The organism is Rhodopseudomonas sp. BR0G17 (assembly GCF_010907025.1).
Classification (GTDB): Bacteria; Pseudomonadota; Alphaproteobacteria; order Rhizobiales; family Xanthobacteraceae; genus Rhodopseudomonas; species Rhodopseudomonas palustris_H.
Genome location: NZ_QUML01000002.1, coordinates 168,134 through 195,123 on the forward strand (window position 1 = coordinate 168,134; position 26,990 = coordinate 195,123).

General features: G+C 64.7%; 20 protein-coding genes. 2 read left to right on the plus strand and 18 right to left on the minus strand.

Annotation, left to right across the window (positions count from 1 at the left end; all coding sequences use genetic code 11):
* Positions 1-65: 65 nt before the first annotated feature.
* Both DY467_RS02860 and DY467_RS02865 read left to right on the plus strand, forming a co-directional pair.
* Positions 66-2,498, plus strand: coding sequence for an MtrB/PioB family decaheme-associated outer membrane protein (locus DY467_RS02860; protein ID WP_164633951.1), 2,433 nt, complete (start codon positions 66-68; stop codon positions 2,496-2,498).
* Between the two features lie 138 nt (positions 2,499-2,636).
* Positions 2,637-2,921: a high potential iron sulfur protein gene (locus tag DY467_RS02865; protein ID WP_107342930.1), complete on the plus strand. Its 285-nt coding sequence runs from the start codon at positions 2,637-2,639 to the stop codon at positions 2,919-2,921.
* 171 nt (positions 2,922-3,092) lie between these two features.
* Here the strand turns inward: DY467_RS02865 and DY467_RS02870 are convergent, their stop codons facing one another.
* The 18 genes from DY467_RS02870 to DY467_RS02955 all read right to left on the minus strand — a co-directional run bounded on the left by DY467_RS02870 (position 3,093) and on the right by DY467_RS02955 (position 26,984).
* Positions 3,093-4,619, minus strand: coding sequence for an acyl-CoA synthetase (locus DY467_RS02870; RefSeq protein WP_164633952.1), 1,527 nt, complete (start codon positions 4,617-4,619; stop codon positions 3,093-3,095).
* Between the two features lie 173 nt (positions 4,620-4,792).
* Positions 4,793-6,184: a vWA domain-containing protein gene (locus tag DY467_RS02875; protein ID WP_164633953.1), complete on the minus strand. Its 1,392-nt coding sequence runs from the start codon at positions 6,182-6,184 to the stop codon at positions 4,793-4,795.
* Positions 6,184-7,131, minus strand: coding sequence for an AAA family ATPase (locus DY467_RS02880; RefSeq protein ID WP_107354218.1), 948 nt, complete (start codon positions 7,129-7,131; stop codon positions 6,184-6,186). Before DY467_RS02880 ends, DY467_RS02875 begins: the two co-directional genes overlap by 1 nt.
* Before the next feature lie 2 nt (positions 7,132-7,133).
* Complete coding sequence (locus DY467_RS02885; RefSeq protein WP_246701441.1) at positions 7,134-8,111, minus strand: acyl-CoA dehydrogenase family protein; 978 nt, start codon at positions 8,109-8,111, stop codon at positions 7,134-7,136.
* 262 nt (positions 8,112-8,373) lie between these two features.
* The gene (gene katE / locus DY467_RS02890) at positions 8,374-10,470 is read right to left on the minus strand and encodes a catalase (protein WP_164633955.1); all 2,097 of its coding nucleotides are present in this window, start codon (positions 10,468-10,470) and stop codon (positions 8,374-8,376) included.
* A 339-nt stretch (positions 10,471-10,809) separates the two neighbouring features.
* Positions 10,810-11,400, minus strand: a complete 591-nt coding sequence (locus DY467_RS02895; RefSeq protein ID WP_164571364.1) for a c-type cytochrome — start codon at positions 11,398-11,400, stop codon at positions 10,810-10,812.
* A 232-nt stretch (positions 11,401-11,632) separates the two neighbouring features.
* The gene (locus DY467_RS02900) at positions 11,633-12,886 is read right to left on the minus strand and encodes a PQQ-dependent sugar dehydrogenase (protein ID WP_164633956.1); all 1,254 of its coding nucleotides are present in this window, start codon (positions 12,884-12,886) and stop codon (positions 11,633-11,635) included.
* Positions 12,887-13,149: 263 nt separating this feature from the next.
* Positions 13,150-14,799: an OFA family MFS transporter gene (locus tag DY467_RS02905; protein WP_164571366.1), complete on the minus strand. Its 1,650-nt coding sequence runs from the start codon at positions 14,797-14,799 to the stop codon at positions 13,150-13,152.
* Between the two features lie 63 nt (positions 14,800-14,862).
* Positions 14,863-15,078 carry a formate dehydrogenase subunit delta gene (locus DY467_RS02910; RefSeq protein ID WP_164633957.1) on the minus strand — a complete coding sequence of 72 codons (216 nt, stop codon included), beginning with the start codon at positions 15,076-15,078 and terminating at the stop codon, positions 14,863-14,865.
* Positions 15,068-15,898, minus strand: coding sequence for a formate dehydrogenase accessory sulfurtransferase FdhD (gene fdhD, locus DY467_RS02915; protein WP_164633958.1), 831 nt, complete (start codon positions 15,896-15,898; stop codon positions 15,068-15,070). Before fdhD ends, DY467_RS02910 begins: the two co-directional genes overlap by 11 nt.
* Entirely contained in the window at positions 15,898-18,744 is a 2,847-nt protein-coding gene (gene fdhF, locus DY467_RS02920) for a formate dehydrogenase subunit alpha (protein ID WP_164633959.1), read from the minus strand. The genes fdhD and fdhF overlap by 1 nt, the downstream gene beginning before the upstream one ends.
* 11 nt (positions 18,745-18,755) lie before the next feature.
* Complete coding sequence (locus DY467_RS02925; protein WP_164633960.1) at positions 18,756-20,312, minus strand: formate dehydrogenase beta subunit; 1,557 nt, start codon at positions 20,310-20,312, stop codon at positions 18,756-18,758.
* The gene (locus DY467_RS02930; protein ID WP_164633961.1) at positions 20,309-20,779 is read right to left on the minus strand and encodes a formate dehydrogenase subunit gamma; all 471 of its coding nucleotides are present in this window, start codon (positions 20,777-20,779) and stop codon (positions 20,309-20,311) included. Before DY467_RS02930 ends, DY467_RS02925 begins: the two co-directional genes overlap by 4 nt.
* A gap of 326 nt (positions 20,780-21,105) precedes the next feature.
* A complete protein-coding gene (locus DY467_RS02935) occupies positions 21,106-21,999 on the minus strand; it encodes a LysR family transcriptional regulator (RefSeq protein WP_107342917.1) in 894 nt (297 codons plus the stop codon).
* A gap of 511 nt (positions 22,000-22,510) precedes the next feature.
* Positions 22,511-23,200, minus strand: coding sequence for a TadE/TadG family type IV pilus assembly protein (locus DY467_RS02940; RefSeq protein ID WP_164633962.1), 690 nt, complete (start codon positions 23,198-23,200; stop codon positions 22,511-22,513).
* 11 nt (positions 23,201-23,211) lie between these two features.
* Positions 23,212-23,790 (minus strand): TadE/TadG family type IV pilus assembly protein, encoded by a 579-nt coding sequence (locus DY467_RS02945; RefSeq protein WP_164633963.1) that lies wholly within the window; start codon positions 23,788-23,790, stop codon positions 23,212-23,214.
* Between the two features lie 10 nt (positions 23,791-23,800).
* Positions 23,801-25,207 carry a TadE/TadG family type IV pilus assembly protein gene (locus tag DY467_RS02950; RefSeq protein ID WP_164633964.1) on the minus strand — a complete coding sequence of 469 codons (1,407 nt, stop codon included), beginning with the start codon at positions 25,205-25,207 and terminating at the stop codon, positions 23,801-23,803.
* A gap of 553 nt (positions 25,208-25,760) precedes the next feature.
* Positions 25,761-26,984 carry a BtaA family protein gene (locus DY467_RS02955; protein WP_164633965.1) on the minus strand — a complete coding sequence of 408 codons (1,224 nt, stop codon included), beginning with the start codon at positions 26,982-26,984 and terminating at the stop codon, positions 25,761-25,763.
* Positions 26,985-26,990 lie beyond the last annotated feature (6 nt).

Here is a 26,990-nt window from a genome sequence, read left to right on the forward strand (position 1 = left end):
TCGCTCGCCACACCAACAAGCCGCCAAGGGTGATGGAACGACTCGCGCGAAGGGGGGCCTTTGAAATGGCGTTTAGGCAATTCCTGCTGACGTCCGCCGCAATCTCCGTGGTGACCGCAATGCCGTTGAGCGCGACCGCCGAAACGGCGGCCAAGGAGGAGCCGGCGCGCTCGATCCCCGATTTCGACGCGGCCCATGGCGGCTGGTCATATTCGGGCGAATTCGAAGCCGGCTGGCGCTCGTTCATCCAGCGCCCGCCGAAATCGGCGACGCCCTGGGTATCGCCAACCAATCCGGCCGGCGGCGGCGATCGCAACAACCGTTCGAAGTTCGAAGAGTACGGCCGGGTCGCGCCGGGACTCTACGCCGAATATCTGCGGATGACGCTGCAGACCAAGGACGGCACCTACTGGAACGAGCTCCGCGCCGACAACATCGGCAACAACAACCAACGCTACGTCTTCGACTTCTCGAAAGCCGGCGAGCACTACCTCACCCTGGGTTGGGACGAGATCCCGCATCTCTACAACACCAGCGCGCTGAGCATCTGGAACGGCGTCGGCACCACCACGCTGACCACGCCGGTCACCATCCCCGGCAACAGCCTGTCGATCGTGGCACCCGCGACTACTACCACGGCCGCGCAGCGCGCCGCGGTCACCAATGCGCTGGCCGGCAAGACCAATCTGATCGACGTCGGCATCGATCGCCGCAAAGGCAGCGCAGCCTATCGCTGGACCCCTGATCCGAACTGGGACGTCAAAGCCAGCTACTCGCACGAGACCCGCGAAGGCACGCAGATCGCGGGCTTTCCGATCGGCGGCCTCGCCGCCACCGGGCTGCAGCAGATGCAGGCGCCGCGGCCGATCGACGACACCACCCAGATCGGCAAGCTCAGCGGCCAGTACTTCGGTCCGACGCCGTGGGGCGGTCACTACAACGTCCAGGTCGGCGGCGGCTTCTCGCTCTACGACAACAGCTTCAATTCGTTCACGGTGCAGAATCCGTTCTTCGACCCCGCCAATCCGCGGGTGTTCTCGCCGGCGGCGCGGATCAGCCTGATGCCGAGCAATCAGGCCTACAACACCGGGGTCACCACCGGCATCGATCTGCCGTTCAAGACGCGCTGGAACAGCACGTTCCAATATACCACGATGCGGCAGAACGAAGCCTTCCTGCCGTTCACCGTCAATCCCAACATCACAACCTTCCTGCTGCCGGCCTCGAGCCTCAACGGCGAGGTCAACACGGCACTCTACAACACCACGGCCACCACCCAGTGGACGCCGGAATTCCGCACCACCACACGCTATCGCTACTACGACAACGACAACCAGACGCCGGAACTGCTGATGCCGAATTACGTGGTCGAGGATTCGTCCGCCACCGGCATCGCCGCCGGCATCCCGCGGCGGTCGCTGTCGATGTCCTATACCAAGCAGAATGCCAGCGGCGAAGTACAGTGGCGACCGGCCAAATGGGTCACGCTTGGCAGCAGCTTTGGCTGGGAGCAATGGGATCGCTCCCGCCGCGACGCCAACGTCACCAACGAGTTCATCGGCAAGCTGACTGCGGACTTCAAGGTCCACGACATCGCGACGCTGCGCACCAGCGGCCAGTACTCCGAACGCCGCTACGACAATTACGACGGCCTGGCGATGGCGCGCGACACCTATTACAGCGCCACTGCCAACAACGGCACCAACTTGCTGATGCGCAAGTTCGACATGGCGAACCGCAACCAGACCAAGGCCAACGCCTTCCTCGACATCTCCGGCCCGGCCGGCAGCGTGTTTCGGGACTTCGTGATTTCGCCGACCGCCGGCCTCCGGTTTGAGGACTACCCAGACGATCCGCTGTTCTTCGGCCTGAAAAAGAGCAACACCTGGAACGCCGGCATCGACGTCACCTACAGTTTCACGCCAGGCTCCTCGATCCAGGCATCATATCTCTACGAAACCTATGATCGCTTCCAGGTCGGCAGCGGCACCCTGACCAACTCCGCCACCGGCCTGCCCAACGCCACGCCGATCAATGCGTTCGGGAGCAACACGCTCGAGAAGGTGCAGACCATCCTGATCGCCAGCACGCTGGAGCTGATTCCCGGCGTGCTCGATTTCAAGCTCGGTTATGCGATCTCGTTCTCGCACGAGGATTGGGACTACGGCCCTTATAACGGCTACGCGATGCTGGCGAATGTCGGCGGCAGCGTATATCGGCCGTTCCCGACGGTTTCGACCAACTATCAGCGGCTCGATGCATCGCTGAAGCACACCATCGACCCGTCGATCGTGGCGAAGCTGGGCTGGACCGGGGAGGTCTACGTCAAGGCGCGCTACATCTGGGAGCGCAACAGCGTCGATAATTGGCAGCAGGACCTGATGTCGCCCTATCTGTACCTGGTCGACACCACGCTGGCGCGGATGATCGACATGGGCGCCACCAATCCGAACTACGACGCGCAGTACTTCCAGGTCTCGCTCAACGCCAAATGGTGAGCGGTAGCGCCGCGATGTGGCGCCGCCTTGCGACAGGATCGGCTCGCATGCGAACGCGGCGAGCTTGCAGCCGGCGGCAAAGACGTGGCCGCCGGCCGATACCAACCAACGTCAACAACAATGGGAGGACGACAGACGATGAACGACAAACGCAATGACCAGCCGCCGCTGTCGCGGCGCAAGCTGCTGAAGGCCGGCGTCGGAGCCGCGGGCGTAGCCGCGATGCTGGGCGCCGGCGTGGCTGCGGCGAATGCCCAGGTCACCAAGAAGGCCTCGCACAAGGACGCCGGCTATCAGGAGTCGCCGAACGGCGCGAAGCGCTGCGGCACCTGTCGCCAGTTCCGGCCGCCGAGCTCGTGCATCACGGTCGAAAGCCCGATCAGCGAGAACGGCTGGTGCCGCCTCTACGCTGGCAAGGCGTAACGCGCCGCCAATCACGTGATCTGCTGCGCAACGACGAGCGGCGCAGCGGTCGCAAGCTCCGGGTCCGATACAGTCGGAGCTGGAGCTTGCGTCATTCCGGGCGCCCTCCCGATCAGCAACGCCCTCGCCGGCGCATGATCGATGAACTGCGCCCGCTTCGGCGGAGTGCGATCACGCGTCGGCGGTCTCGCGGATCAGGATGCGCTCGCGCAGCGTCGGCTTATGCACCTTGCCGGTGGCGTTGCGCGGCAATGCTTCGACGAAACTGACGCGCTGCGGACATTTGAACCGCGCCAGCCGCTCGCGGCAATGCGCCAGCAGTTTCGCCTCGCTCAGCTCTTGGCCGGGTTTGAGCGCGACCACCGCGACGCCAGTTTCGCCCCATTGTGGATCGGGCGCGCCGATCACTGCCGCTTCGGCAATCTCCGGCAGCTGGTACAGCACATCCTCGACCTCGGCCGGATACACGTTCTCGCCACCCGAGATGTACATGTCCTTGGTGCGGTCGACGATGTAGTAGAAGCCTTCGTCGTCGACCCGCGCGGCATCGCCGGTGTGCAGCCAGCCGTCGGTGAACGAGGTGCGGTTGGCGTCCGGCCTGTTCCAGTAGCCGGGGGTGATATTCGGGCCCTTCACCCAGAGTTCGCCCATCTCGCCCGGCTTCACCGGCTCGCCATCGGGACCGACGATCTTCAGATCGGCGTGCAGCACCGGCTTGCCGGCCGAGCCGGCCTTGCGCGCGGCATCGTCGGCATCGAGCATCAGCACCGCCGGGCTGGTTTCGGTCATGCCGTAGCCCTGGACCAGGGCACAGCCACGCTCCTGCCAGATCTTCAATAGCGGCACCGGCATCGGTGCGCCGCCGACGCCGGCGATCTGCAGCCGCGACAAGTCGGTCGCAGCGAACGCCGGATGCTGGCACATGAACTGATAGATCGAGGGCACGCCGAAGAAATGCGTCAGCCCAACCGACGGATCTCCGATGATCGACAGTGCCGCGCCCGGATCGAACGCGCGCATCAGCAGCGTGGTGCCGCCAGCGTGCAGCACCGGATTGGTGTAGCAATTCAGCCCGCCGGTGTGGAACAGCGGCAGCACGCAGAGAAACACCGTGCGCTGCGAAATGAACGCCGGGATGCCGAGATTGACCGCGTTGATGAAGGTCATGCCATGGGTGATCATGGCGCCCTTCGGCTTTCCGGTGGTGCCGGAGGTGTACATGATGGTCGAGACGTCATCGAGCGTCACCGGCTCGGCGGCGCCGAGACGCGGCGAACTCGCCAGCGCGGCCTCATAGGCCTGACCGAACGCCAGCAGATGCGGCACGCCGCACGCAGCCTTCAACTCCGCCGCCATCGGCGCCAGCTCGTCGTCATGCGCCAGCACCCGCGGCGCGGCATCGCCGACGATATAGGACAGTTCGTGCACCGTGAGGCGGACGTTGAGCGGCACGAAGATCGCGCCGAGCCGGAAGCAGGCAAACTGCACCTCCAGCGTCTCGACCGCATTCAGCGCCAGCACCGCGACGCGATCGCCGCGGCCGACGCCGAGCGTTGCGAGATGCGCCGCCAGCCGGTCGACCCGCTCGTCCATTGCCCGGTAGCTGATGTTGCGGCTGGTGGCGAGATCGACCACCGCGATCCGCTCCGGGCGGACCTCGGCGTGATGGGCGATCCAGTCGAAGTAAGCGAAGCTCATCGGTTTTCTCCCTCGGAAGGTCGGCGGCTCTTGATGGCCGTCTCGACGAGGGAAGTGAAAGCGCGGGCCGGCGGGAAGTCAATCGCCGCATCTTGTGCGCCGCAACTAACTATCGCGAAATTGAGCCGGCCATGCAGCCGGTCGGCGCAAGACAGGCCGGCGCCGTCCAGCGGCTACTGATAAGCCGCCACGATGTCCGAGACCGCGCGTTCGAGCTGCTTGGCCGTCGCGCATTGCCGGACCACGTTGCAGAACGGCGCGTAGCGGAACATTTCCGAATCGCCCCAGCCCCAGCCCATCCGACCTTCGGGATTGAGCCAGACCACGCGCTTGGCGCGCTCCGAGATGGTGCGCAGAATGTCGGTGCGCGGATCGAGATTGTTGCTGCGGGCGTCGCCAAGCACGATCACCGTGGTCTTCGGCGTCACGGCGCGCAGCCAGCGCTTTTCGAAATCCGCCAGCGAGGCGCCGTAATCGGACGAGCCGAACCCGACCTTGGACATGATCTCGCGCATCGCCGCTTCCGGCTCCTGCTTGTCGAGGATATCGCTGACCTCGATCAGGTGGCCGGAGAACGCGAACGAGCGGACGTCGTCGACCACCTCGTGCAGGCTATGGATCAGCAGCAGGAAAAAATCCGACACCTGCGCCACCGAGCCGGAGACGTCGCACAGCGCCACGATCTGCGGCCGGTCGCGATGCCGGCGCTTCCAAGCGGTGAGGAACGGAATGTTGCCCCAGGCGGCGTTGCGGCGGATGGTGCGGCGGACGTCGAGATGGCCGCGGCGCTGCCGCTTGCGCGGCTTGCTATAGCGCTCGCGCAGCCGCCGCGCGATGGCGCGGATCAGCTCCTTCATCTGCTCGACCTGGCGCCGCTCCAGCCGCATCATCGGCGCGTTGCGCAGCACCTCGTGGCGCAGGTTTTCGGCCTCCTCGCGGCCGTAAAGCAGCAGCGCCTGCGCCACCATTTCGCGGACGCTGTCGCGCAGACCGTCGAGCGCCGCGGCGAGCCGTTCCGCCTGCGCCGGATCATCGGCCTTGAGTCGGTCGAGATCGTCGCGCAACCGGCTAACGCCGAGCGCTTCCATCATCCGGCTCTGAAACAGGCCGCGCTGGGTGAAGAACCGGATGTTGGCCAGCGATGCTTCGTTCGCCGCACCGGCAAGCGCGGCCGCAACCGCGCTGCGGTCCTGCGCGAGCAACATCTGCGCCAGCTCGCCGAGTTCCGGCGGCGCCGAGCCTTCGCCGCCGCCCTGCCCCGGCGCGCTGTTGCCGCTCGGCTGCGAGGGTGATGTCGCGTTGTCTGCCTGCTGATCGGCGTCGTCGGCCGCATCCGTGTTGGTCTTCGGCTCAGGCCGGCTGAAGAACAGATCGAAGCATTGCGCCAGCGCCTGCTTCTCGTCCTGGGTCTTGGCCAGCGTCACCAGCAGGGTGTCGCGCAACAGGCCGCGATCGGCGAAGCCGACCTCCGACACCGCCCGCATCGCGTCGATACTCTCGGCCGGCGACACGCGCACGCCAGCGCCGCGCGCCGCCCGGAAGAAGCGGTGCAGCTCCTCGCGCATCAGCCGAACACGCCCTCGCGCCCGGCCTTGGCGACGAATCCGGAGACCTGCGGCAGCGCGGTTTCAATATCGGCTTCGTATTTCAACAGCACGTTGAGCGTGTCCTTGACCACCTGATGGTCGAGCTCGCTCGCCTGCAGCAGCACCAGCACCCGTGCCCAGTCGATCGTTTCGCTGACCGACGGCAGCTTCTTCAGATCGAGCGCACGGATCTGGTTGATGAAGCCGACCATCTGCTTGCGCAGCGTCTCGCCGGCGCCGGGCACGCGGCTTTCGACGATGCGCTCCTCCAGCTTCTGTTCGGGGAAGCCGATGTGCAGATGCAGGCAGCGCCGCTTCAGCGCATCCGACAGGTCGCGCTCACCGTTCGAGGTCAGCAGCACCAGCGGCTTCACCGTGGCGCTGATGGTACCAAGCTCGGGGATCGTCACCTGGTAATCGGACAGGATTTCGAGCAGCAGCGACTCGAACTCGGCGTCGGACTTGTCGATCTCGTCGACCAGCAGCACGCAGCCCTGCGGCTGCTCCAGCGCCTTGAGCAGAGGTCGCGGCTCGACGAATTCCTTGGAGAAAAATACGTCGCCGAAATCGTGCAGCCGGCCGAGCGCATCGGTCAGTGTCTGCGCGCCGCCGAGCACTTCGCCGAGCTTGTCCTTGAGGATCTGGGTGTAGAGCAGCTGCTTGGCGTATTTCCACTCATACAGGGCCTTGGCCTCGTCCAGTCCCTCGTAGCACTGCATCCGGATCATCTGCAGGCCGCGCCAGCTCGCCAATGCTTTGGCCAGTTCGGTCTTGCCGACGCCTGCAGGGCCTTCGACTAGGATCGGCTTCTCGATCTTTTCGGCCAGATACACCGCGGTGGCGATCTGGCGGCTGGCGATATAGCCGACCGATGCCAAACCTGCGGTGACGGCCTCGATGGATTGCATCGGCAGATTCGCAGTCATAGCTATTGATTGCTCCAGAGAGATTGGCCGAGGGCGATCTGACGCTGCTTGCGCGGCTCGCGCGCCACATTAGCCAGCACGTCGAACGCCGCCAGCGATCGGGTGAGTTGATCGTCGATCCGATCCGGCGGCAACAGCGCGCGCAACTCTTCGACGAGCATACGCGCCAGGCTGCGGACGCCGATCACGCGCGCGCCATTGGGCGGCTCTCCGCTGTCCACCGCCTCCACCGCGGCGGCGCTTCCCGCTTGTGCCAGCGACAACAGTCCAGCGAGGCGGCCGAGCGTCAGGGCGTTCTCTTCGCTGTTCGCGATCCGCGCCGCGACCGTGTGCAGCAGCCAATCGAGGAAGCCGACAGTGGTCGCGGTGGCGACCGTATCTTCGAGATCGCGGAACGGCAGCGCCATCGCCGGATAGGCATCCGGCATCGTGCCGATCCGCGCCGAGGCCGGCACGACGCAGTTCTCAAAGCTCAGTTCGCAATGCGACGCCGGCTTCAGCACGTCGAGCGACGGCATCGGGGTCAGCGTCAGCCCCGCGGTGCCGCGCGGCAGCAGAAACAGGCCGTAGCGCTTGCGGCCCTGCTCGACGCCGGTGATCGCCAGCACCAGAAACAGATCGGCGACCGGACCGTTGGTGATCCACGCCTTGCGGCCGTTGATGACGTAGCCGTCGGCCCGCTGTTCGGCGGTCGTCTGGAGATGCTTCGGATGCGCACCGGCGCCGGGCTCCGAGATCGCCACCGCGGCCCAGCCGCGCCCCGAAGCGATCCGCGACACCAGTTCGCCGCGCTGCACAGCGTCAGCGAAGCCGGCGATAAAGAACCGCGCGATCAGTTGGCGGCCGGCGAACGCCGTGGCGAGACCGAGTTCGCCGGTCGACGCCGCAATCGCCCGTTCGGCCTGCGCGATCGCCCCGTAGCTGTCGAGCACCGCGTCGCCGCCGGGAAGGCCGATCTCGAACAGACCGGCCTTGGCCATCGGTATGAACGGATCGGTGCCGGATCGATCTGCGGCTAGCGCCCGCCAACGCGCGATGCGTGCGGCGACCGCCGCTGTTGCCGCCTCTGTCGTCCCGAGGGTCGCGCCTGACGCGCCCGGTGTTCGAAGCTCACTCATGGCTCCGTGTGTAGAACAAGCCCGCGGCGGCGGCGAGTGTTTGTTGTATTCCGGCAAATGGAATGCGCGCGCGGCGAAGCCGACTCCGTCGCGCGCCATCAATGTCGCCGAATAGCAAGCTTAGTTACACCGCGTGAACCTTCGGCTCGCGCTCCCAGAATCGCAGTTGCGAGCAAAGCTCCAGGAAACGCTCGGCGTCCTTCGGTCCGCCGAGACTCATCACGCCGCCGTCGGGTTCGACACCGGCCTTCTCGAGCAGTGGCGCGGCATCCTTGGTGACCGCAATAAACTTGGCGTGGGCGAAGGCGTCGGCAACGAAGTCGCGCGCGGTCGCTTCCTGTTGCAGTTGAAGGGCGCCGTCCGGCGAGAGCAGTACCGCGACCGCATCGTATAGCACCGACGGCCCACCATTGACCTTCTGCTTCGCCGGCCGCTGCTTACCATCGGACGCGGTGAAGCCGCCGACCTTCGGGGCGATCAGTTCGACCATCGCGCCTTGCTGCGTGGCGGCGGCCTCCAGCGCCGCCAACAGCTTGGCGTCGGCGCCGTCGCTGACCAGAATGCCGAGCTTGCGGCCCTTGAAGCTGCCCGGCGCATTCTTGACGATGCTAAGCGCCGGCGACGGCGGCAAATCCGTGATCGGCTTGCGGGCTGGCTCGGCAGCCGCCGGCAGCTTGATGCCGAGGCCGTCGGCGACCATCTGGGCGAGGGTCTTGTCGACATTGACGAGATGCGACACCACGCGGGCGCGGATCGCCGGCGTCTCGACCTTGCTGAGTTCGAACACGAACGCGTCCTTGATATGCGTCTGCTCGATCTCGCTCTGGCTGACGTAGAACTGCCGCGCCTGGCTGTAGTGATCGGCGAACAGTTCGCCGCGGGCGCGGCGCCGCTCGCCGGTTTCCTCGGCCGGAAAGCTGCGGAAACCCGTCGGCGTCTCGCGCGGGCCGGTCCCCCAGCTGTTCGGCTCGTAGTTGACGCGGCCACGCGGGTTGTTGAACGCCATGTGGCCGTCCTGCGTGAAGCTGTGGAACGGGCACTTCGGCGCGTTGATCGGCAGGTCGGTGAAATTGGTGGTGCCGAGCCGCTTCAGTTGGGTGTCGAGATAGGAGAAGTTGCGGCCCTGCAGCAGCGGATCGTTGGTGAAGTCGACGCCCGGCACGATGTTGGCAGTGTGGAACGCAACCTGCTCGGTCTCGGCGAAGAAATTATCGACGGTGCGATCGAGCACCAGCCGGCCGACGCGGCGGATCGGCACACGCTCTTCCGGAATGATCTTGGTGGCGTCGAGAATGTCGAACTCGAATTCGTCCGCGAAGGCGTCGTCGAACAGCTGCAGGCCAAGCTCCCATTCCGGATAGTCGCCGGCCTGGATCGCATCCCACAGATCGCGGCGGTGGAAGTCGGGGTCTGCGCCGTTGATCTTCACCGCCTCGTTCCACACTACCGACTGCATACCGAGCTTCGGCTTCCAGTGAAACTTGACGTAGGTCGATTTGCCCTCGGCATTGATCAGCCGGAAGGTGTGGACACCGAACCCTTCCATGAACCGAAATGAGCGCGGGATCGTCCGGTCGGACATGATCCACAGCGCCATGTTGATGGATTCCGGCATCAACGAGATGAAGTCCCAAAAATTATCGTGCGCGGTCTGCGCCTGCGGGAAGCCGCGGTCCGGCTCCTGCTTGGCAGCGTGCACCAGATCGGGAAACTTGATCGCGTCCTGGATGAAGAACACCGGGATGTTATTGCCGACGATGTCCCAGTTGCCTTCGCGCGTGTAGAGCTTGACGGCGAAGCCGCGGACGTCACGCGCCAGATCCGACGAGCCCTTGTTGCCGGCGACAGTGGAGAACCGCACGAAAGCCGGCGTGCGTTCGCCGGCGCGCTGGAAGATGTCGGCAGCGGTGATGTCCGACAGCGACTCATAGGTCTCGAAGAAGCCGTGGGCGCCGAAACCTCGCGCATGCACGACGCGCTCGGGGATACGCTCGTGGTCGAAGTGGAAGATCTTCTCGCGGAACAGAAAGTCTTCCATCAACGTCGGCCCGCGCCGGCCGATCTTCAGGCTGTTCTGATTGTCGCTGATCGGAATGCCCTGCCGGCTGGTGAGCGCCGGCATATCGCCGCTGGCAACCTGATGGGTCTCGCCGCCAGGCCCGCGATGGATCGAAGCGTCGGCCAGCTTGGCGGATTTCAGTTCGGGATGCTTGTCGGCCATGGAACCTCGCACGGGATGCAGTGAACGGCAGCGCGACGGCACTCGTCCGCGATGATGGCCATCGCGGCGCATGTCGATCCAATCGGTGCGCGAGAGGCGTCCGCCGGCGTGTCTACGGCGAGGATGCGGTTTGGTTCCTGGACCTGGCCGAAGATCGGTCAGGTCGATCTAACCATCCGTCTCTCCACGTCATGCCCGGGCTCGTCCCGGGCATCCACGCCTTGAGGCGTTCGTGGCAACAAAAGGCGTGGATGGCCGGGACAAGCCCGGCCATGACGGATGTGGGACGCTTACCGACGAATGAAGCGATGGTGTCTGCTCGGCAATGGCGCAGCGCTGCTAATTCAGATGCGCCAGATAATGCGCCAGCGCGTAGATCTCTTCTTCGCTGAGCTGATAGGCGACGTCGGCCATCGCCGCCATCGCGCCGCCGGAGCGCTGGCCGGATTTGAATTCGTTCAGCGCCTTGATCAGATATTCTTCGCGCTGACCGGCGAGCCGAGCAGTCGCCTTGATGCCGGCGAAGCTGTCGGTGTGGCAGGATGCGCAGCGCCGCCCCACAGCGGCCTCGGCGCCCTTGCGAGATAGCTCTGGCTTTTCATCCGGCTTCAGATTTTTCATCGGCGGCAATGAAGCGAAATACGCACCGAGATTGCGGATGTCCTCATTGCTGAGATCCTCGACCACCGAGCGCATATTGGCGTTTTCGCGGGTGCCGGCGCGGAAGAACACCAGCTGCCATTGAATGTAGAGATCGGGCTGTCCGGCCAGCGACGGGGTGTACTCCATCTTGGAGATGCCGTTCTCGCCGTGGCAGATGGTGCACACACCAGCCTTGGCCTTGCCGGCCTCGATGTCGCCGGCGACCAGAGGGGAGGCAAGCAAACCAAAACAGAACGACAGCGACAGCGCAGCAAGCAGGCGAGTCATGCAAGGGGCCTCTGTTGGCTCAGAGCTTGTGGTTGGAGTTCGTCATTCCGGGATTCGTCGCGGTCGGCGCAGCCGGCCGGGGCGAAGGCCCCCAATCCATAACCACTGCGATCGCGGTGAAGCACGAAGGCGGTGGTCGGGCCTCACAAACGGCACGGGGACCATGGATTCCGGGTTCGCCGCTGCGCGGCGCCCCGGAATGACACGTGGGGAGAGCGCGCTCAGCTCGAACTCATTTGCTGTAGCTGATGCGATAGATCGCGCCGGCCCAGTCGTCGGCCACCAGGATCGAACCATCCTTGGCCAGCAAGATATCGGCCGGACGGCCGAGATAGCCCTGATCGCCTTCGATCCAGCCGTCGGCAAACACCTCCTGCTTGGCGTTCTTGCCGTCAGCATCGGCCGTCACCTTGACGATCCGGCCACCCTGATATTTGTGCCGATTCCATGAGCCGTGTTCGGCGATCAGAATCGCGTTCTTGTAGTCGGCCGGAAACTGGTCGCCGGTGTAGAACTTCATGCCGAGCGGCGCGACGTGGGCGCCGAGATTGAGGACCGGCGGGGTGAACTCCGAGCACTGATGCCCCATCGCGAATTTCGGATCCGGCATGTCGCCCTGATGGCAATACGGATAGCCGAAATGCTCGCCGAGCTTGGCGATCATGTTGAGCTTGTCGCTCGGCATGTCGTCGCTGATCCAGTCGCGCGCATTTTCGGTGAACCAGTATTTTCCTGTGCGCGGATCGACGTCGCCGCCGACCGAGTTGCGCACGCCGAGCGCGACGATCTCGGCGTTGCCGGTCTTGGGATCAACCCGGCGGATTTGCGACACCGAGGTCGGCGGGATGCCAATGTTGAAGGGCGGACCGAACGGCACGTAGAACCAACCGTCCTTGTCGGCGGCGAGATACTTCCAGCCGTGCGCCACGTAGGATGGCATGTCGTCATAGACGACCTTGCCGGAGCCGAGATTGTCCAGGTTGGCTTCGGCGTTGTCGTAGCGGATCAGCTTGTCGATATCGATGACGTACAAAGCGCCGCCCTGATAGGCGAGGCCGGTCGGCATCTTCAGACCTTTGAGGATGGTCTTGACCTGCTTCTTGCCGTCCTTGTCGGTGATCGCGTAGACGTTGCCGAGTCCGAACGAGCCGACGAACAGCGTGCCGTTGTCGCCCCACGCCATCTGCCGCGCGGCAAGCACGCCCGAGGCATAGACCTCGATCTTGAAACCCGGCGGCAGTTTGATCTTCTTCATCATCGCCGCGAGTTCGGCGTCGGACGAACCGGTCGGCGGACCGGCCGGCGGCGCGAGCCCCTTCTGCGCTTCGGTCTCGTCACCGAGGAACCAATCGGGCGGCGGGTTGGTCCAGAATTCCTTGCTGCCGGATTCGTACTTCTTCAGCCCCTGGGCGCCAGCCTGCGATATCGCAGCGGCCGCCAATGCAATGGCGCAGGCAACCGCGGATCGTGTGAAGACCGATGTCATCGCGTTCACTCCCTCGGCGGCCATTCCGGCCGCTTTGATTCTTATTAGTTGGAACGGTTCGCGTCGGATCGTCGCCGGCGGAGGACGCCGGTGGCGAGACGCTATCACATCCGTTTCGGGAGAGAAGAACGATTGCGAGTGAATCGCGATGAACATTCGCTGCGCCGCAATCGATGCAGTGCAATGAAGCGCGTAGCTGAAATCAAACGATCGAATCAAAAGCGGGACGGCGGCGAACCGCCGTCCCGCGGCTTTGGCCAGGATCAGAAGATCTTCATCGCGTTCTGCAGCGTGATCCAAACGCCCCAGGCGAGCGGAACGCCGACGAACAGCCAGAACGCGGCGGCACGGGCATCGAGCCCACCCTTGCCGATGCCGTAGGAGCCGCCGCCGACATTGGCGGCTGCACCCTTGGCCTGTAGCGCGGCAACCTCCTCGGGCTTCATGAACCACTTGTCGGCGAGCGGCTTGACCATCGCGTTGCAGATCAGGCCGAGCACCAGCATGCCGGCGAGGATATACATCGTGAAGTCGTACACCTGCGCCCGCGGCACGCCGGCGGCGATCTGCGCTTCGCGAATGTAATTGACCACCACCGGGCCGATAATGCCGGCGGTCGCCCATGCGGTCAGCAGCCGGCCGTGGATGGCGCCGACGAATTGGGTGCCGAAGATGTCGGCCAGATACGCCGGCACTGTGGCGAAGCCGCCGCCATACATCGACAGGATGATGCCGAAGGCGAGCACGAACAGCGCCTTGCTGCCCATCGCGGCGAGCGTCGGCGCCAGCGCGTAGAGCACGATGCCGAGCAGGAAGAATACGTAATAGGTGTTCTTGCGGCCGATGTGATCGGACAGCGACGCCCAGAAGAACCGGCCGGCGATGTTGAACAGCGACAGCAGGCCGGCGAAGCCCGCCGCAATGCCGGCGATCACCGTTTTCTGCTCGGCCGACAGCTGATTGAACGACAGGTCCGGCAGACCGATCAGCTTCCCGCCGAAGATTTCCTGCAGCATCGGCGAGGCCATGCCGATGACGCCGATGCCGGCCGAAACGTTGAGGCACAGCACCGCCCAGATCAGCCAGAACTGCTTGGTCTTGTGCGCGTCCTTGAGGTGCACCTGATGCGCGGTGATGTAGGCGTTGTTCTTTTCCGGCGGGGTCCAGCCGTCCGGCCGCCAGTTCGGCGGCGCCAGGCGATAGGAGAACGCCCCGATGGTCATGAACACGAAGTAGATCAGGCCCATCGCCAGGAAGGTCTGCCACACGCCGACATCGGTCGGGGTCTTGAAATAATTCATCAACATGTTGGCCAGCGGGGCGCCGATCATCGCGCCGCCGCCGAAGCCCATAATCGCCATGCCGGTGGCCATGCCGCGGCGATCCGGGAACCACTTCACCAGCGTCGACACCGGCGAGATGTAGCCGAGGCCAAGACCGATGCCGCCGATCACGCCGGAGCCGAGCCACAGCAGCCAGAGTTGATGCAGATAGATGCCGAGCGCGCCCAGCACCAAGCCGCCCGCCCAGCACACCGCAGCGACGAAGCCGGCCTTGCGCGGACCGACCCGTTCCAGCCAGCCGCCCCACACCGCGGCCGAAGCCCCGAGCAACACGAAGAACAGCGTGTACATCCACCCCATCGAGGCGACGCGCCAGTCGCAGGTGGTGGTGAACAGCTCCTGCACGATGGTCATGTCGGCGCAGACCTTCGGCGCCGACAGCCCGACCGCGCGCGACAGCGGCAGCCAGAACACGCTGAAGCCGTACGCCATACCGATGCAGAGGTGGATACAAAGTGCCGCCGGCGGCACCAGCCAACGATTAAAACCGGCGGTAGCGATAATCCGTTCGCGATCAAAAATACCAGGCCGTGCGCCGGACAGCCGTCCGGCCCCATCCAATATGGTCATGTCGTTTCCTTCCCCTGTTGCGGCCGTCCGTTTTCGGACTGACCGTCGTCGCATGCGCCCTTGCTAAGTTGCCCCTTTCAACGCCTCCACTGCGGCCCGCACCTCGGGCGCGAGTCCATCACCCCCGGCCTCGAGATGCGCGATGATCGCCCGCCGCATCCGCGGCTCCCAGAACTTCTTCAGATGCTCGGTGATACCCGGCACCGCCTTGTCCGGCCTCTGACTGCGGAAGAACGCGCCGATCTGATTGGCCATATACACCAGCCGGTCAGGCGACATCGGCAGCTCCCTTGTGATCGATGTCGGTGATGCGCTGCGGATGGCTGAACAGCTCAAAGCCATCGGCACGTGCAATTGCAGCGAGCGTAATGCCGGCAGCCTCCGCCATTCGCACCGCAAGTGCGGTCGGCGCCGACACGGCGACCAGCACGGCGGCGCCGATCGCGGCGGTCTTCTGCACCATCTCGACCGAGACCCGGCTGGTCAGCAGCACGATGCCGTTCGATGCATCGATTTTATCTCGGGCGAGCGCGCCGGCGAGCTTGTCGAGCGCATTGTGGCGGCCGACATCCTCACGCACATGAACAATGCCGTGCTCCGGCGTGAAGTAACCGGCGGCGTGTACCGCGCGGGTTTCGACGTTGAGCTTCTGCAGCGGCGGCAGGGCCTCGATCGCGGCGATGATCTGCTGCGGCGAGAAACTGCGGCCGGCACCGACGGTCGCAACCGGACGGACCGCCTCGGCAATCGAGTCCACTCCGCACAGCCCGCAGCCGGTCGGCCCCGCGATATGCCGGCGGCGCTGCTGCAAGCGCTCGGCGACATCACCCGCGAGCCACATCCGCAGTTCGACGCCGTCGTCGTGCGGCACGATCTCCAGGCTGTCGATCTCGGCGGCCTGCCCGATCACGCCTTCGCTCAGGCTGAAGCCGATCGCGAAGTCTTCCAGATCGGCCGGCGTCGCCATCATCACCGCCTGGGAGGAGCCGTTGTAGCTGATCGCCACCGGCGTCTCGTCGGGGATTGTGCGCGTGCCGGGCTGCATCCGGCCGTGACGCCAGACCTTGGTCTTGCCGGTGTGGACAGTCGGCCGCGCCATCACTCCGCCGCCTCCGCCGGCACCGCGATCCGCCGCGCGGCCGTCGCCTGCTGCTCATAGGAGCGCTGCCATTCCGACGGGCCGTTCGACGGCGCGACCTGCACGGCCGTCACCTTGTATTCCGGACAGTTGGTGGCCCAGTCCGAGTACTCGGTGGTAACGACGTTGGCCTGGGTGTCGGGGTGATGGAACGTCGTATAGACGACGCCCGGCGCAACGCGATCGGTGATCAGCGCGCGCAGCGTGGTCTCGCCGGCACGGCTGGCGAGCCGCACCCAATCGCCGTCCCGCACGCCGCGTTGTTCGGCGTCGTGCGGATGGATCTCCAGCCGGTCCTCGTCATGCCACACCGTGTTGGCGGTCCGCCGGGTCTGCGCGCCGACATTGTACTGCGACAGGATACGGCCGGTGGTGAGCAGCAGGGGGAATCTTGGCCCGGTGCGCTCGTCGGTCGCCACGTATTCGGTGATGACGAACTTGCCCTTGCCGCGCACGAAATGATCGATGTGCATCACCGGCGTGCCTTCCGGCGCGCGTTCGTTGCACGGCCACTGGATCGAGCCGAGTTCTTCGAGGCGATCGTACGACACGCCCGTGAAGGTCGGCGTCAGCGCCGCAATCTCGTCCATGATCTGCGACGGATGGGTGTAGTTCATCTTGTAACCGACCGCCTCGGCGAGCCGCAGCGTGACTTCCCAATCTTCCAGACCGTTCTTCGGCGACATCACCTTGCGGACGCGCTGAATGCGGCGTTCGGCATTGGTGAAGGTGCCATTCTTCTCCAAGAAGGTCGAGCCCGGCAGGAAGATGTGGGCGTAGTTGGCGGTCTCGTTCAGGAACAGGTCGTGGACGATGACGCATTCCATCGCTTCGAGACCGGCCGCGACGTGCTTGGTGTTGGGGTCGGACTGCAGAATGTCCTCGCCCTGCACATACAGAGCCTTGAACGAGCCCTCGACTGCGGCGTCGAGCATGTTGGGAATGCGCAGGCCCGGCTCGTTGTCGAGCTTGACGTTCCACAGCGCCTCGAAGCTTTCGCGCACCGAGTCGGTCGAGATGTGGCGATAGCCCGGCAATTCATGCGGGAACGAGCCCATGTCGCAACTGCCCTGCACGTTGTTCTGGCCGCGGAGCGGATTCACGCCGACGCCCGGCCGGCCAAGATTGCCGGTGGCCATCGCGAGGTTGGCGATCGCCATCACGGTGGTCGAACCCTGGCTGTGCTCGGTGACGCCGAGGCCGTAATAGATCGCGCCGTTTCCGCCGGTGGCGTAGAGCCGCGCCGCTTCGCGCACCGCCTGCGGATCGACGCCGGTGAACGCTGCGGTCGCCTCCGGGCTGTGGCGCTCGTCGGACACGAACGCCGCCCAATGCTCGTATTCGCTCCAGTCGCAGCGCTCGCGCACGAAGGCCTCGTTGGCGAGTCCTTCGGTGACGATGACGTGGGCCAGCGCGGTCAGCACCGCGACGTTGGTGCCGGGCTTCAGCGGCAGATGCTGCGCCGCCTCGATATGCGCCGAGCGAACGAGGTCGATCCGCCGCGGATCGACCACGATTAGCTTGGCGCCCTGGCGCAGCCGCTTCTTCAGGCGCGAACCGAACACCGGGTGACCGTCGGTCGGGTTGGCACCGATGATCATCACCACGTCGGCATGCTCGACCGAGTCGAAATCCTGCGTGCCGGCCGAGGTGCCGAACGCGGTCGACAGGCCGTAGCCGGTCGGCGAGTGGCAGACGCGGGCGCAGGTGTCGACATTGTTGTTGCCGAAGCCGGCGCGGATCAGTTTCTGAACCAGGAAGGTTTCTTCATTGGTGCAGCGCGACGAGGTGATGCCGCCGACCGAGTCGCGACCATACTTCGCCTGGATCCGCTTCAGCTCGGACGCCGCGTAGCTGAAGGCTTCGTCCCAGCTCACCTCGCGCCACGGCTCGGTGATCTTGGCGCGGATCATCGGCTTGAGGATGCGCTCCTTGTGGTTGGCGTAGCCCCAGGCGAACCGGCCCTTGACGCAGGAATGGCCGCGATTGGCCTTGCCGTCCTTGTACGGCACCATGCGCACCAGCTCTTCGCCGCGCATCTCGGCCTTGAAGGTGCAGCCGACGCCGCAATAGGCACACGTCGTCACCACCGAGCGCTCCGGCGTGCCAATCTCGATCACGCTCTTCTCGTTCAGCGTGGCGGTCGGGCACGCCTGCACGCAGGCGCCGCAGGACACGCACTCCGAGCCGAGAAAGCTTTCCTGCATGCCGGGCGACACCACGGAGTCGAAGCCGCGGCCCGCGATCGTCAGCGCGAAGGTGCCTTGCACTTCCTCGCAGGCGCGGACGCAGCGCGAGCAGACGATGCATTTCGACGGATCGTAAGTGAAATACGGATTGCTCTCGTCGCAGCCCGGGTTCGGATGCTTCTCGCCAGAATAGCCGTAGCGCACGTCACGCAGGCCGACCGCGCCGGCCATGTCCTGCAGTTCGCAATCGCCATTGGCCGAACAGGTCAGGCAGTCGAGCGGATGATCGGAGATGTACAGCTCCATCACGCCCTTGCGGATCTGCTTGAGCCGCTCGGTCTGGGTGTGGACGACGAGACCGTCGGCGACCGGCGTGGTGCACGATGCCGGCGTGCCGCTACGCCCGTCGATCTCGACCAGGCACAGCCGGCACGAGCCGAAGGCGTCGACCATGTCGGTGGCGCAGAGCTTCGGGATCGCGGTGCCGATCTCCATCGCGGCGCGCATGATCGAGGTGCCCTCGGGCACCGAGACGCTGCGGCCATCGATCGTCAGCGTCACCATGGTTTCGGAGAGCGAGCGCGGCGTGCCGAAATCGGTTTCGTGGACCAGAGCCATGTCGTCGTCCTTTATTCCGCGGCCTGCAGCCGGCGCGGCGCGAGGCCGAAATCTTCCGGGAAGTGCGTCAGCGCCGACAGCACCGGGATCGGCGTCAGGCCGCCTAGCGCACACAGCGAGCCGAACTTCATGGTGTTGCAGAGGTCTTCGAGCACGGCGATGTTCGCGGCCGGCTTATCACCGGCGATGATCTTGTCGACGGTCTCGGCGCCGCGGGTCGAACCGATCCGGCACGGCGTGCACTTGCCGCAGGATTCGTGCGCGCAGAATTCCATCGCAAACCGCGCCTGCTTGGCCATGTCGACGGTGTCGTCGAACACCACCACGCCGCCATGCCCGACCATGCCGCTGCGCGCGGCGAACGCTTCGTAGTCGAACGGCGTATCGAACAGCGCGCGCGGGAAGTAAGCGCCGAGCGGGCCGCCGACCTGAACGGCGCGCACAGGGCGACCGCTCAGCGTACCGCCGCCGATTTCGTCAACCAGCTCGCCGAGGGTGATCCCGAATGCCACCTCGAACAGCCCGCCGTGCTTGATGTTGCCGCCGAGCTGGATCGGCTTGGTGCCGCGCGAACGGCCCATGCCGCAATCCGCATAGGCCTGGGCGCCGCCATCGAGGATGTAGGGCACCGCCGAGAAGGTCAGCACGTTGTTGATCACCGTCGGCCGGCCGAACAGGCCCTTATGCGCAGGTAGCGGCGGCTTCGCCCGCACCGTGCCGCGTTTGCCTTCGAGGCTCTCCAGCATCGAGGTCTCTTCGCCGCAGATATAGGCGCCGGCGCCGACTCTCACTTCGATGTCGAACGAATCCGTCGAGTGGCAGATGTGCTCGCCGAGATAGCCGGTGCGCCGCGCCGCCTCGATCGCGGCGTTCATCGCCTCGACAGCATGCGGATATTCCGAGCGGATATAGATGTAGCCCTTGGTGGCACCGACCGCGATGCCGGCGATCGTCATGCCCTCGATGATCATGAAGGGATCGCCCTCCATCAGCATCCGGTCGGCGAAGGTGCCGCTGTCGCCCTCGTCGGCGTTGCAGCAGATGTATTTCTGGCCGCGCCCGGCCTGGGCCACGGTGCGCCACTTGGTGCCGGTCGGAAAGCCGGCGCCGCCGCGGCCGCGCAGGCCGGATTTGACGACGTCGTCGATGATCGCGTCCGAACTCATCTTCAACGCGCGTTCGAGCCCGCGATAGCCGCCATGGGCGCGATAATCATCGATCGAGCGTGGATCGACGATGCCGCAGCGCGCAAAGGTCAGCCGGGTCTGCCGCTTCAGCCACGGAATCTCCTCGGTGAGCCCCTGCCGCAGCGGATAAGGCTCGCCCGCCACAATCGCATCGAGCAGCGCCGGCACATCGGCTGGCGACACCGGCCCATAGGCGACGCGGCCGTCCGGCGTATCGACTTCCAGCATCGGTTCGAGCCAGTACAGCCCGCGCGAGCCGGGACGGACCAGATCGACCGGCAGCTCGCGCGCATGCGCCTGCGCGAGCAGCGCGGCTGCGACCTCGTCAGCGCCGACCGCAAGCGCGCCGGAATCGCGCGGAATGAAGATGCGCAAACTCATCGCTGGGCCTCCGCCAACAGAGCGTCGAGCTTGCCGGCATCTAGCCGGCCGATCACGCGCTCGTTGATCATCGCCGACGGCGCCGTGGCACACAGGCCGAGGCAATAGGCCGGCTCCAGCGTCACTGCGCCGTCCGCGGTGGTGGCCCCGAAGGTCACGCCGAGCCGCGCCTCCGCATGCGCCACCAGCGCGTCGCCGCCGGCAGCCTGGCAAGCCTCGGCGCGACACAGCTTCAGCACGTGGCGGCCCGGCGGCTCACGGCGGAAGTCCGGATAAAAGGTGAGCACGCCATGGACTTCGGCGCGTGACAGGTTCAGCGCCTGCGCGATCATCGGCTCGGCGTCCTGCGGCACATAGCCGAACGCCTGCTGCAACGCGTGCAGCATCAGCAGCGTCGCACCTTCCTTGTGCGTCAGCCCGGCGATGATTTCGCTCGCGCGGGCGGGTTCCCATGGTTCGTATTGCATCGGCGCTCTTCGTCGTCGTGGATCGCCGGATGAGAATAAGAATTGTTCAAAAGATCAATAAAGCAGTCCAATGCTGCGATAAGGAATCCGCAACGACAAGGGGCAACCATAACGACACGGGGCCGCCATCGCCCTCCCCGTCATTCCGGGGCGCCGCGCAGCGGCGAGCCCGGAATCTCGCAGTTGTGAAGCCAGGAGATTCCGGGTTCGCTCACTCCGTGAGCGCCCCGGAATGACTCGTGGTGGCCGTTACACACCTAGCTGGCCTGGGGAGCGAGCCCCTGGATTGCTTCGCTCCTCGCAATGACGGACAGGCCCGCCCGCGATCAGCTCTGCAGCGTCGGGGCGACCTCGCGGGCCACCTGCATCAGGGCGGCGACCAGCGGTGTGTAGGGCTCGCGCGGCGGCACGACGAGGCCGATGCTGTAGGCGACCTTGGGCTCGACAATCGGAATGGTGCGGACTTCGTCGCCGAGCCCGAGCGTCTCGGCAAGCTTGGCCGGCATCACGCTCGCCCAGCGTCCGGTCTTGACGTGGGTGTAAAGCACGATGATCGAATTTGACGTCAGCGTCGGCTGTGCAGTGGTGCCGGCGGCGCGCAGCGCGCGGTCGATGATGCGGCGGTTCTGCATGTTCGGCGTCAGCAGGCACAGCGGAACCTGACCGACCTCACGCCAGGTCACTTGATCGCGATCGCCGAACATCCCGTCCGGCGAGGTGATCAGCCGATAGCTCTCCTGATACAGCGGCACGCTGCGGACTTTACCGACCGGCTCGTTCTCGGTGTAGGTCAGCCCGGCGTCGACTTCGAGGTTTTCGAGCAAGCCCAGCACTTCGGACGACGTGCAGGACAGGATGCTGAAGCGGACGTTGGGGTGCCGCGCGCGGAACGGCGTGGTGAGCTGCGCCACCATGCCGAGCACGGTCGGGATCGCGGCGATCCGCAGTTCGCCGGACAGCTCGGCCTTCAGCGCACCGATATCCTGGCGCATGGCGCGGCTGTCGGCGACGATCCGGCGCGCCCATTCCAGCGCCCGCTCGCCCTCCGGCGTGAAGCCGAGAAACCGCGAGCCGCGCTGCACCAGCATCACGCCCAAGATCTCTTCGAGCTGCTTGATGCCGGTCGACATCGTCGGCTGAGTCACGCCGCAGGCCTCGGCGGCGCGGCCGAAATGCCGCTCTTTGGCGAGCGCGAGTAGCAGCTCGAGCTTGTCGATCAAACCGGCCTCTTGGAAATTCTGGTGAATTTCAAGAGTCTTGCCCGATCAGGACGCATTCGGCAAGGCGGCCCAGGCGAGGCAGGCCTTGCGCCGCCGGACAACAATAACCCCGCCTCCCGGTTGCGCATCGGGAGCGCGGGGCCAGTCTGGGGAGAGACGCTGCCGGCGCGGGAAGCACGAACCATCCGCGCCACGCTTCGTCATCGGCAAACTAACTGACAGCCGGAATCGCGGATTGAGATGGATCAAGCTGACACGATCGAGCTGCCATTCGCATAGGGCGCTCGGCTAGGCACTCAGCGATCGCCGCTTCGCCGATCCCCTCGTCTCTCCTTGTGCAACTGCAGCAAAGTCGCGACGGGCTAACACTGACGAAGACGGTCGTTAAGCAACCACCACTCCACAGCCGTCATCCGCGGGCTTGACCCGCGGATCCATCGCCCGCGCAGCGCGCAATCAAAACGTTCTCACGGAGAAAGACCTGCAAGACCGCAGCCCGACGCGAGACTGGCTAGCAATTCTTATACTGCAAATGCTGGAGACACGTGCACGTCGTCGTCGAAGTGGAGTACTTGACGTCATAATAGGCGGGGCCGCTCGAATTGGCCGGACTGTCGGTGGAGCAGCGCGGGAACATCCACACCGTATCCGTCAGATTGACGGTGCCGCTGATCGTGAACCCGAGATTGGGCGTATAGGCGTACGTGACCTCTCCCACGATGAACGATACCTGATCGTTCTGGTTGTTCGGATTGGCTGCGTTGCCGACGGTCCCGTTCAGCGAGGTCGGCACCGTCAGGCCGGACAGACTGGTCCTTCCCGACCCGAAGGTGGCGCCGTTATAAGACCGACTCCATTGCAGGGTCAGGTTGCCGTTTGCGTCACTGGAAACCTCCGACACGGTGACGGTCAGAAGTGACTTGCCGCTGCTGTCACTGATGGAATACGGCGCGATTGTTGCGCTCGCTCCGGTGAGGATATTCTGCATCGATGAGGTGCTGAGCGAGGTGTTCTGCGTCACCATGTCGGCCACGGAGTGAGCCGTCGCGCTGACTTTGACGCTGATCGCCATTCCGTTCGCGAGCTCGACTCCCCCGATGAACAGCGCCAGCAGAAATGGCACCACGATCGCGAACTCGGTTGCGGCCACGGCGTCAACGTCGGCCTGCAAACTCCTGACGGAAACTGATCGGCGGATCATGGGCGGGACCTCTAGGGGTTGGCAGGCTCGTTCTGGAACGCTGCGGACGCCATGATCAGGCGGGATCCGTTCGGCTGATTTGCCAGATTGAAGGCGATCGGTCCGAAGAACATCGGCCAGAGATACATCACCCGGACGACGACGATGTCGCCGGCGTGGCCCGGGTTGAATTGCCAGCTGTTGTTGACGTTGCCGTTGCTGTCGTAGGTCAGCGCCGGCATGGCTATATTCGCCGCCGACCAATCGTTGGCGACGTTGACGTCGACCATCAGCCCCGAGCAACTGAAGAGCACATTGGCATTGGTGCAGACGGTCTGCTTGAAGGCGGCAGCCGACGCGGCCGGCGTCAAACTGACATTCTGCGCCTGAACCTGGCCGGTCAGGATCTGGCGGGCCGATTTCCGAACCGTGTTTTCGAGAACCGACTGCGCAAAGAACAACAGAAAAGTCTGGATCAACGCGACAATGATCGCGAAGAACGGCGTGGCGATCAGCGCGAATTCCACCGCGGTGGCGCCTGCGCGATCCTTGGCGAAGGCACCGATACGACCCCGACCCTGTTTGATTGCTCTTAGTCCAAATCGGGCCATAGCGGCTTTCTCATTGCGTGAGGCTGGCAGTGCTCGACGCGACCTTGAGGAACAAATCCGTCAAGGCTTGCGTGATGTTGCCGCCGGTTTGGACGTTTGAGAAGAAGCCTGGGGACGCGCAGGCTTGCAGATTCTGCGCGATAGCGCCGGTCGAAGACGTCGGCTCGTCGTAAGCATCGATCCAACTCATGTACCAATTGTCCGTCACCGGGACATTGGGGGTCTTGAGCTGCAGATACTCCGTATAGAGGATCGCGATCTTGATGCCCCGGTTCTTGATGGTCGCACAGATTGCGGTGTCGAGCGGCTGCTGGCAGCGGCTGTTGGAGGCATAGCTGCCGTTGGGGCAGGACGAGGAGATCTTGTCCTCCACGCCGTCGGTGACGAGGAAGACGACCTCCTGTGGCGTATCGCCCGAAGCATTGCTGCCAAGGCCCGGGCTCGGCATGATGCCGTTGAGGCTGGTGAGAGCCCCCGCGATATCCGTGCCGTTGTCGGTCTTGCAGTTGCTCGGTGAAGCCACGCAGTTCTGATAAGCGACGGGCATCAGCGCAATGTTGGAAACCTGGGCGCCAGCCTTCGTCGGGGTGGTGAGCGACGCCAACGTATTCAGGCCCAAATCGAACGTATAGAGCGCCGCTCGATACGAGGTATTGTTCAGGGCCGACATGCACTGCATGACTCCCCCCGAGATTCCGGACTGCGGGCAATTCGACCAGGTGTTGAGCAGCTGATTGACGGCGCTGGTCACCAGATCGATCCGCAATGTGATGTTGTTGGCTCGCGCGATGGCGAGGTTATCCTTGGTCCCGCCGTCATGGGCGATATTCGTTTCATGACAGGCGAAGCCGCAGTTCTGCGAGGATGACGCCTTCTGGTACTTCGGAGCAGTGGCGGCAATCAGATTACTGATGTCGGTCGCAGTCGCACCGATGCCCATCGACGGCGAATCATCCATCAAGAGATAGAAATTCATATTTGGCGCACTGGACGCCTGCGCCGTCGATGCACCACTGATCGCCCATGACACATTGTTCATGAGCAGCTGGGGAAAGTTGTTCAGCGATGCGGCGTTGTAGGACACCTTAACGGTGCGCTGAAGCCCCACGTCAGTGATCGTAATGGTCGGCGTCGGCACCGACGCCAACCCGGACGCCAGTCGGTTGGCGGTCGACATGAAGATCGCATAGGCGGTGTTTTGTGCCACTGCGTCGGTTTGCATCAGCATGGCCGGACGAACGGCTGCGATTGCGGCCGCGTCAGCGGCGGCGTCGAGTTGCTGCTTCTTGCGCAGCGCCTGGGTGAAGTCGAGCGTCATGCCGAGCAGAAAGACGATGGGAATCATCACGAGGGCGGTAATGACGGCGATGTTCGCTTTGCGATCTCGAACGAAGCGAGACAACAGGGCGTCAGACATGACTTCCATCCCAGTCGCTTTGGTCCAGCGGGCGTCATTTCGATGGAGTGAAGGCCGAGAAGAGAAGAGCAACGAACGCTCTCTCTGCTACGTTGTAGCAGTGGATGTTGAAGAGGCACCGCTAAGCAATGCTTAAGCCGACCGCGTGAACGTCCGCACTTGAAAGTCGGTCGAAGCTGGTCCCAGCGGTTTGTTTAAGAAGCAGTAAATACCGATACCCGGGACGCCCCTCTCGGTTAGAGTCCCCCGACCTAAGACTTTGTCAGTCAAATATTATTTGATCTGGACGGCGGCAGTCGCGCCCGCATCGGTGCGACCCGAATGCCCCATGTTCGGCTCCACAGCCGTCGATGAGTTCAGCAGCACAGGGGCCGGCGTGCTCGCGTCTGCTGCGCCGTCCTCAGTCCGCAACCGGCGATGTACCTGTGCGGTGGAATCAATGCAGCGTGATCGGCATGGAGCCGGCCGCCGCAAAACGCGAAACTTGCCATCAATGAGCCTGGACTCGTTCGGCCCGCCCTCAACCTCGGACGAACCCTATCAGTAGTCCTGCCTAGCTCCCGACCCCCGACCGCCGCGTATAGCAGTGGAAGCCGCCATAGATGCCGGAGCGGTCGCGGTCGAAACCGATGGCGCTGCGTTCGGCATCGCGCTGCCAAGTCTGTTGCAGCGGAGCCAGCGGCTCGGTCTCCAGCGGAGATTCTGCGCCGGCGGTGCGGAAGATCACCCGCACCTGATCCTTGCCGGCGCGGTCGATCGCGTCCCACAGCGCGCGGATTTCGTCCGGCGCCATCCAGTCCTGCGCATCGAGCAGCACCACGGCGTCGATCTGGCGGGCCGGCAGGCTCTCCAGGAACACCCGCAGGTTCTCGTGCACCGGGATCACCAGCCCGGCGCCGGCGCGCATCTGCTGATAGCGGCTCTCCTGCAGGTATAGCGGCAGGCAGCGGTCACCCGGACCCGGGTAACTGCGGCTCAGCGCCTGCCAGGCGAAGTAATTGGTCTCGTTGGGATAGACGTCGATCAGCCGGAGCAGGCGCTGATGCAGCACCTCGTTGAGCGGCTGGTCGCCGCCGAGCAGTTCGCGCTGCTGCGGCGGAATGCCGAGGCTGAACAGCAGCGCCGGGGTCTGGGTAAGCATGCGGGCGAACCGCGAGTGGAACAGCCGGTCGACGCGCTGCAGCGCCGCCTGCCGCTCCGGCGAGTCCAGCGCGCCCTTCAGCAGCACGTTGAGGTCGATCTTTGCGATCTTCGCCAGCAGATGCGCAAAGCCGATGAAGCGGCCGAGCGCGCCGTGGCGATAGAACCCGTCGGTGAAGTAACGGTAGCGCGGCCGGCCGCGGAAGTCGCGCTCGTCCCAAAAGCCCCGGGCGTCGAGATCGAGCGCGGGGCGCAGCCGCCGGCGATACAGGTCGGCGTTACCGGCCGCGGTGCCCTCGCCGAAGAACTGCCAGAACGATGCGTAGTCCGGCAGCGCCCTCAGGCCGGCGAGCTTCAACTTGAGCAGCGCCAGGTGTGCCTCGTTGAGATCGACCGCGAATACCTGCGCCGGCTTGGCGGTGAGGTAGGACAGCGCGTTGCAGCCGCCCGACGAGATCGTCACGATCGTCGAGCCGATCGGCAATTGCAGAGCCGCGAGGTCGGCCTCGGGATCTTCCCAGATCTGGGTATAGACCAGGCGGCGAAACCAGATCGAAAACAAAGCGTCCCACAGCGTCGACTCGCTGCGATCCTTGCTGTTGCGGACGGCGTCCGCGATCAGTTGCTGCGTGTTCATCAAATC

Coding starts and splice junctions, on each gene's coding strand:
- DY467_RS02860 (WP_164633951.1), top strand. CDS start 66: ATGGCGTTTAGGCAATTCCTGCTGACGTCCGCCGCAATCTCCGTGGTG.
- DY467_RS02895 (WP_164571364.1), bottom strand. CDS start 11,400: ATGACTCGCCTGCTTGCTGCGCTGTCGCTGTCGTTCTGTTTTGGTTTG.
- DY467_RS02910 (WP_164633957.1), bottom strand. CDS start 15,078: ATGTCGCCTGACCGGCTGGTGTATATGGCCAATCAGATCGGCGCGTTC.
- DY467_RS02880 (WP_107354218.1), bottom strand. CDS start 7,131: ATGACTGCGAATCTGCCGATGCAATCCATCGAGGCCGTCACCGCAGGT.
- DY467_RS02885 (WP_246701441.1), bottom strand. CDS start 8,111: ATGGCCAAGGCCGGTCTGTTCGAGATCGGCCTTCCCGGCGGCGACGCG.
- fdhF (WP_164633959.1), bottom strand. CDS start 18,744: ATGGCTCTGGTCCACGAAACCGATTTCGGCACGCCGCGCTCGCTCTCC.
- DY467_RS02930 (WP_164633961.1), bottom strand. CDS start 20,779: ATGCAATACGAACCATGGGAACCCGCCCGCGCGAGCGAAATCATCGCC.
- DY467_RS02870 (WP_164633952.1), bottom strand. CDS start 4,619: ATGAGCTTCGCTTACTTCGACTGGATCGCCCATCACGCCGAGGTCCGC.
- DY467_RS02940 (WP_164633962.1), bottom strand. CDS start 23,200: ATGATCCGCCGATCAGTTTCCGTCAGGAGTTTGCAGGCCGACGTTGAC.
- DY467_RS02900 (WP_164633956.1), bottom strand. CDS start 12,886: ATGACATCGGTCTTCACACGATCCGCGGTTGCCTGCGCCATTGCATTG.
- katE (WP_164633955.1), bottom strand. CDS start 10,470: ATGGCCGACAAGCATCCCGAACTGAAATCCGCCAAGCTGGCCGACGCT.
- DY467_RS02955 (WP_164633965.1), bottom strand. CDS start 26,984: ATGAACACGCAGCAACTGATCGCGGACGCCGTCCGCAACAGCAAGGAT.
- DY467_RS02875 (WP_164633953.1), bottom strand. CDS start 6,184: ATGCGCGAGGAGCTGCACCGCTTCTTCCGGGCGGCGCGCGGCGCTGGC.
- DY467_RS02865 (WP_107342930.1), top strand. CDS start 2,637: ATGAACGACAAACGCAATGACCAGCCGCCGCTGTCGCGGCGCAAGCTG.
- DY467_RS02950 (WP_164633964.1), bottom strand. CDS start 25,207: ATGTCTGACGCCCTGTTGTCTCGCTTCGTTCGAGATCGCAAAGCGAAC.
- DY467_RS02945 (WP_164633963.1), bottom strand. CDS start 23,790: ATGGCCCGATTTGGACTAAGAGCAATCAAACAGGGTCGGGGTCGTATC.
- DY467_RS02925 (WP_164633960.1), bottom strand. CDS start 20,312: ATGAGTTTGCGCATCTTCATTCCGCGCGATTCCGGCGCGCTTGCGGTC.
- DY467_RS02905 (WP_164571366.1), bottom strand. CDS start 14,799: ATGACCATATTGGATGGGGCCGGACGGCTGTCCGGCGCACGGCCTGGT.
- fdhD (WP_164633958.1), bottom strand. CDS start 15,898: ATGGCGCGGCCGACTGTCCACACCGGCAAGACCAAGGTCTGGCGTCAC.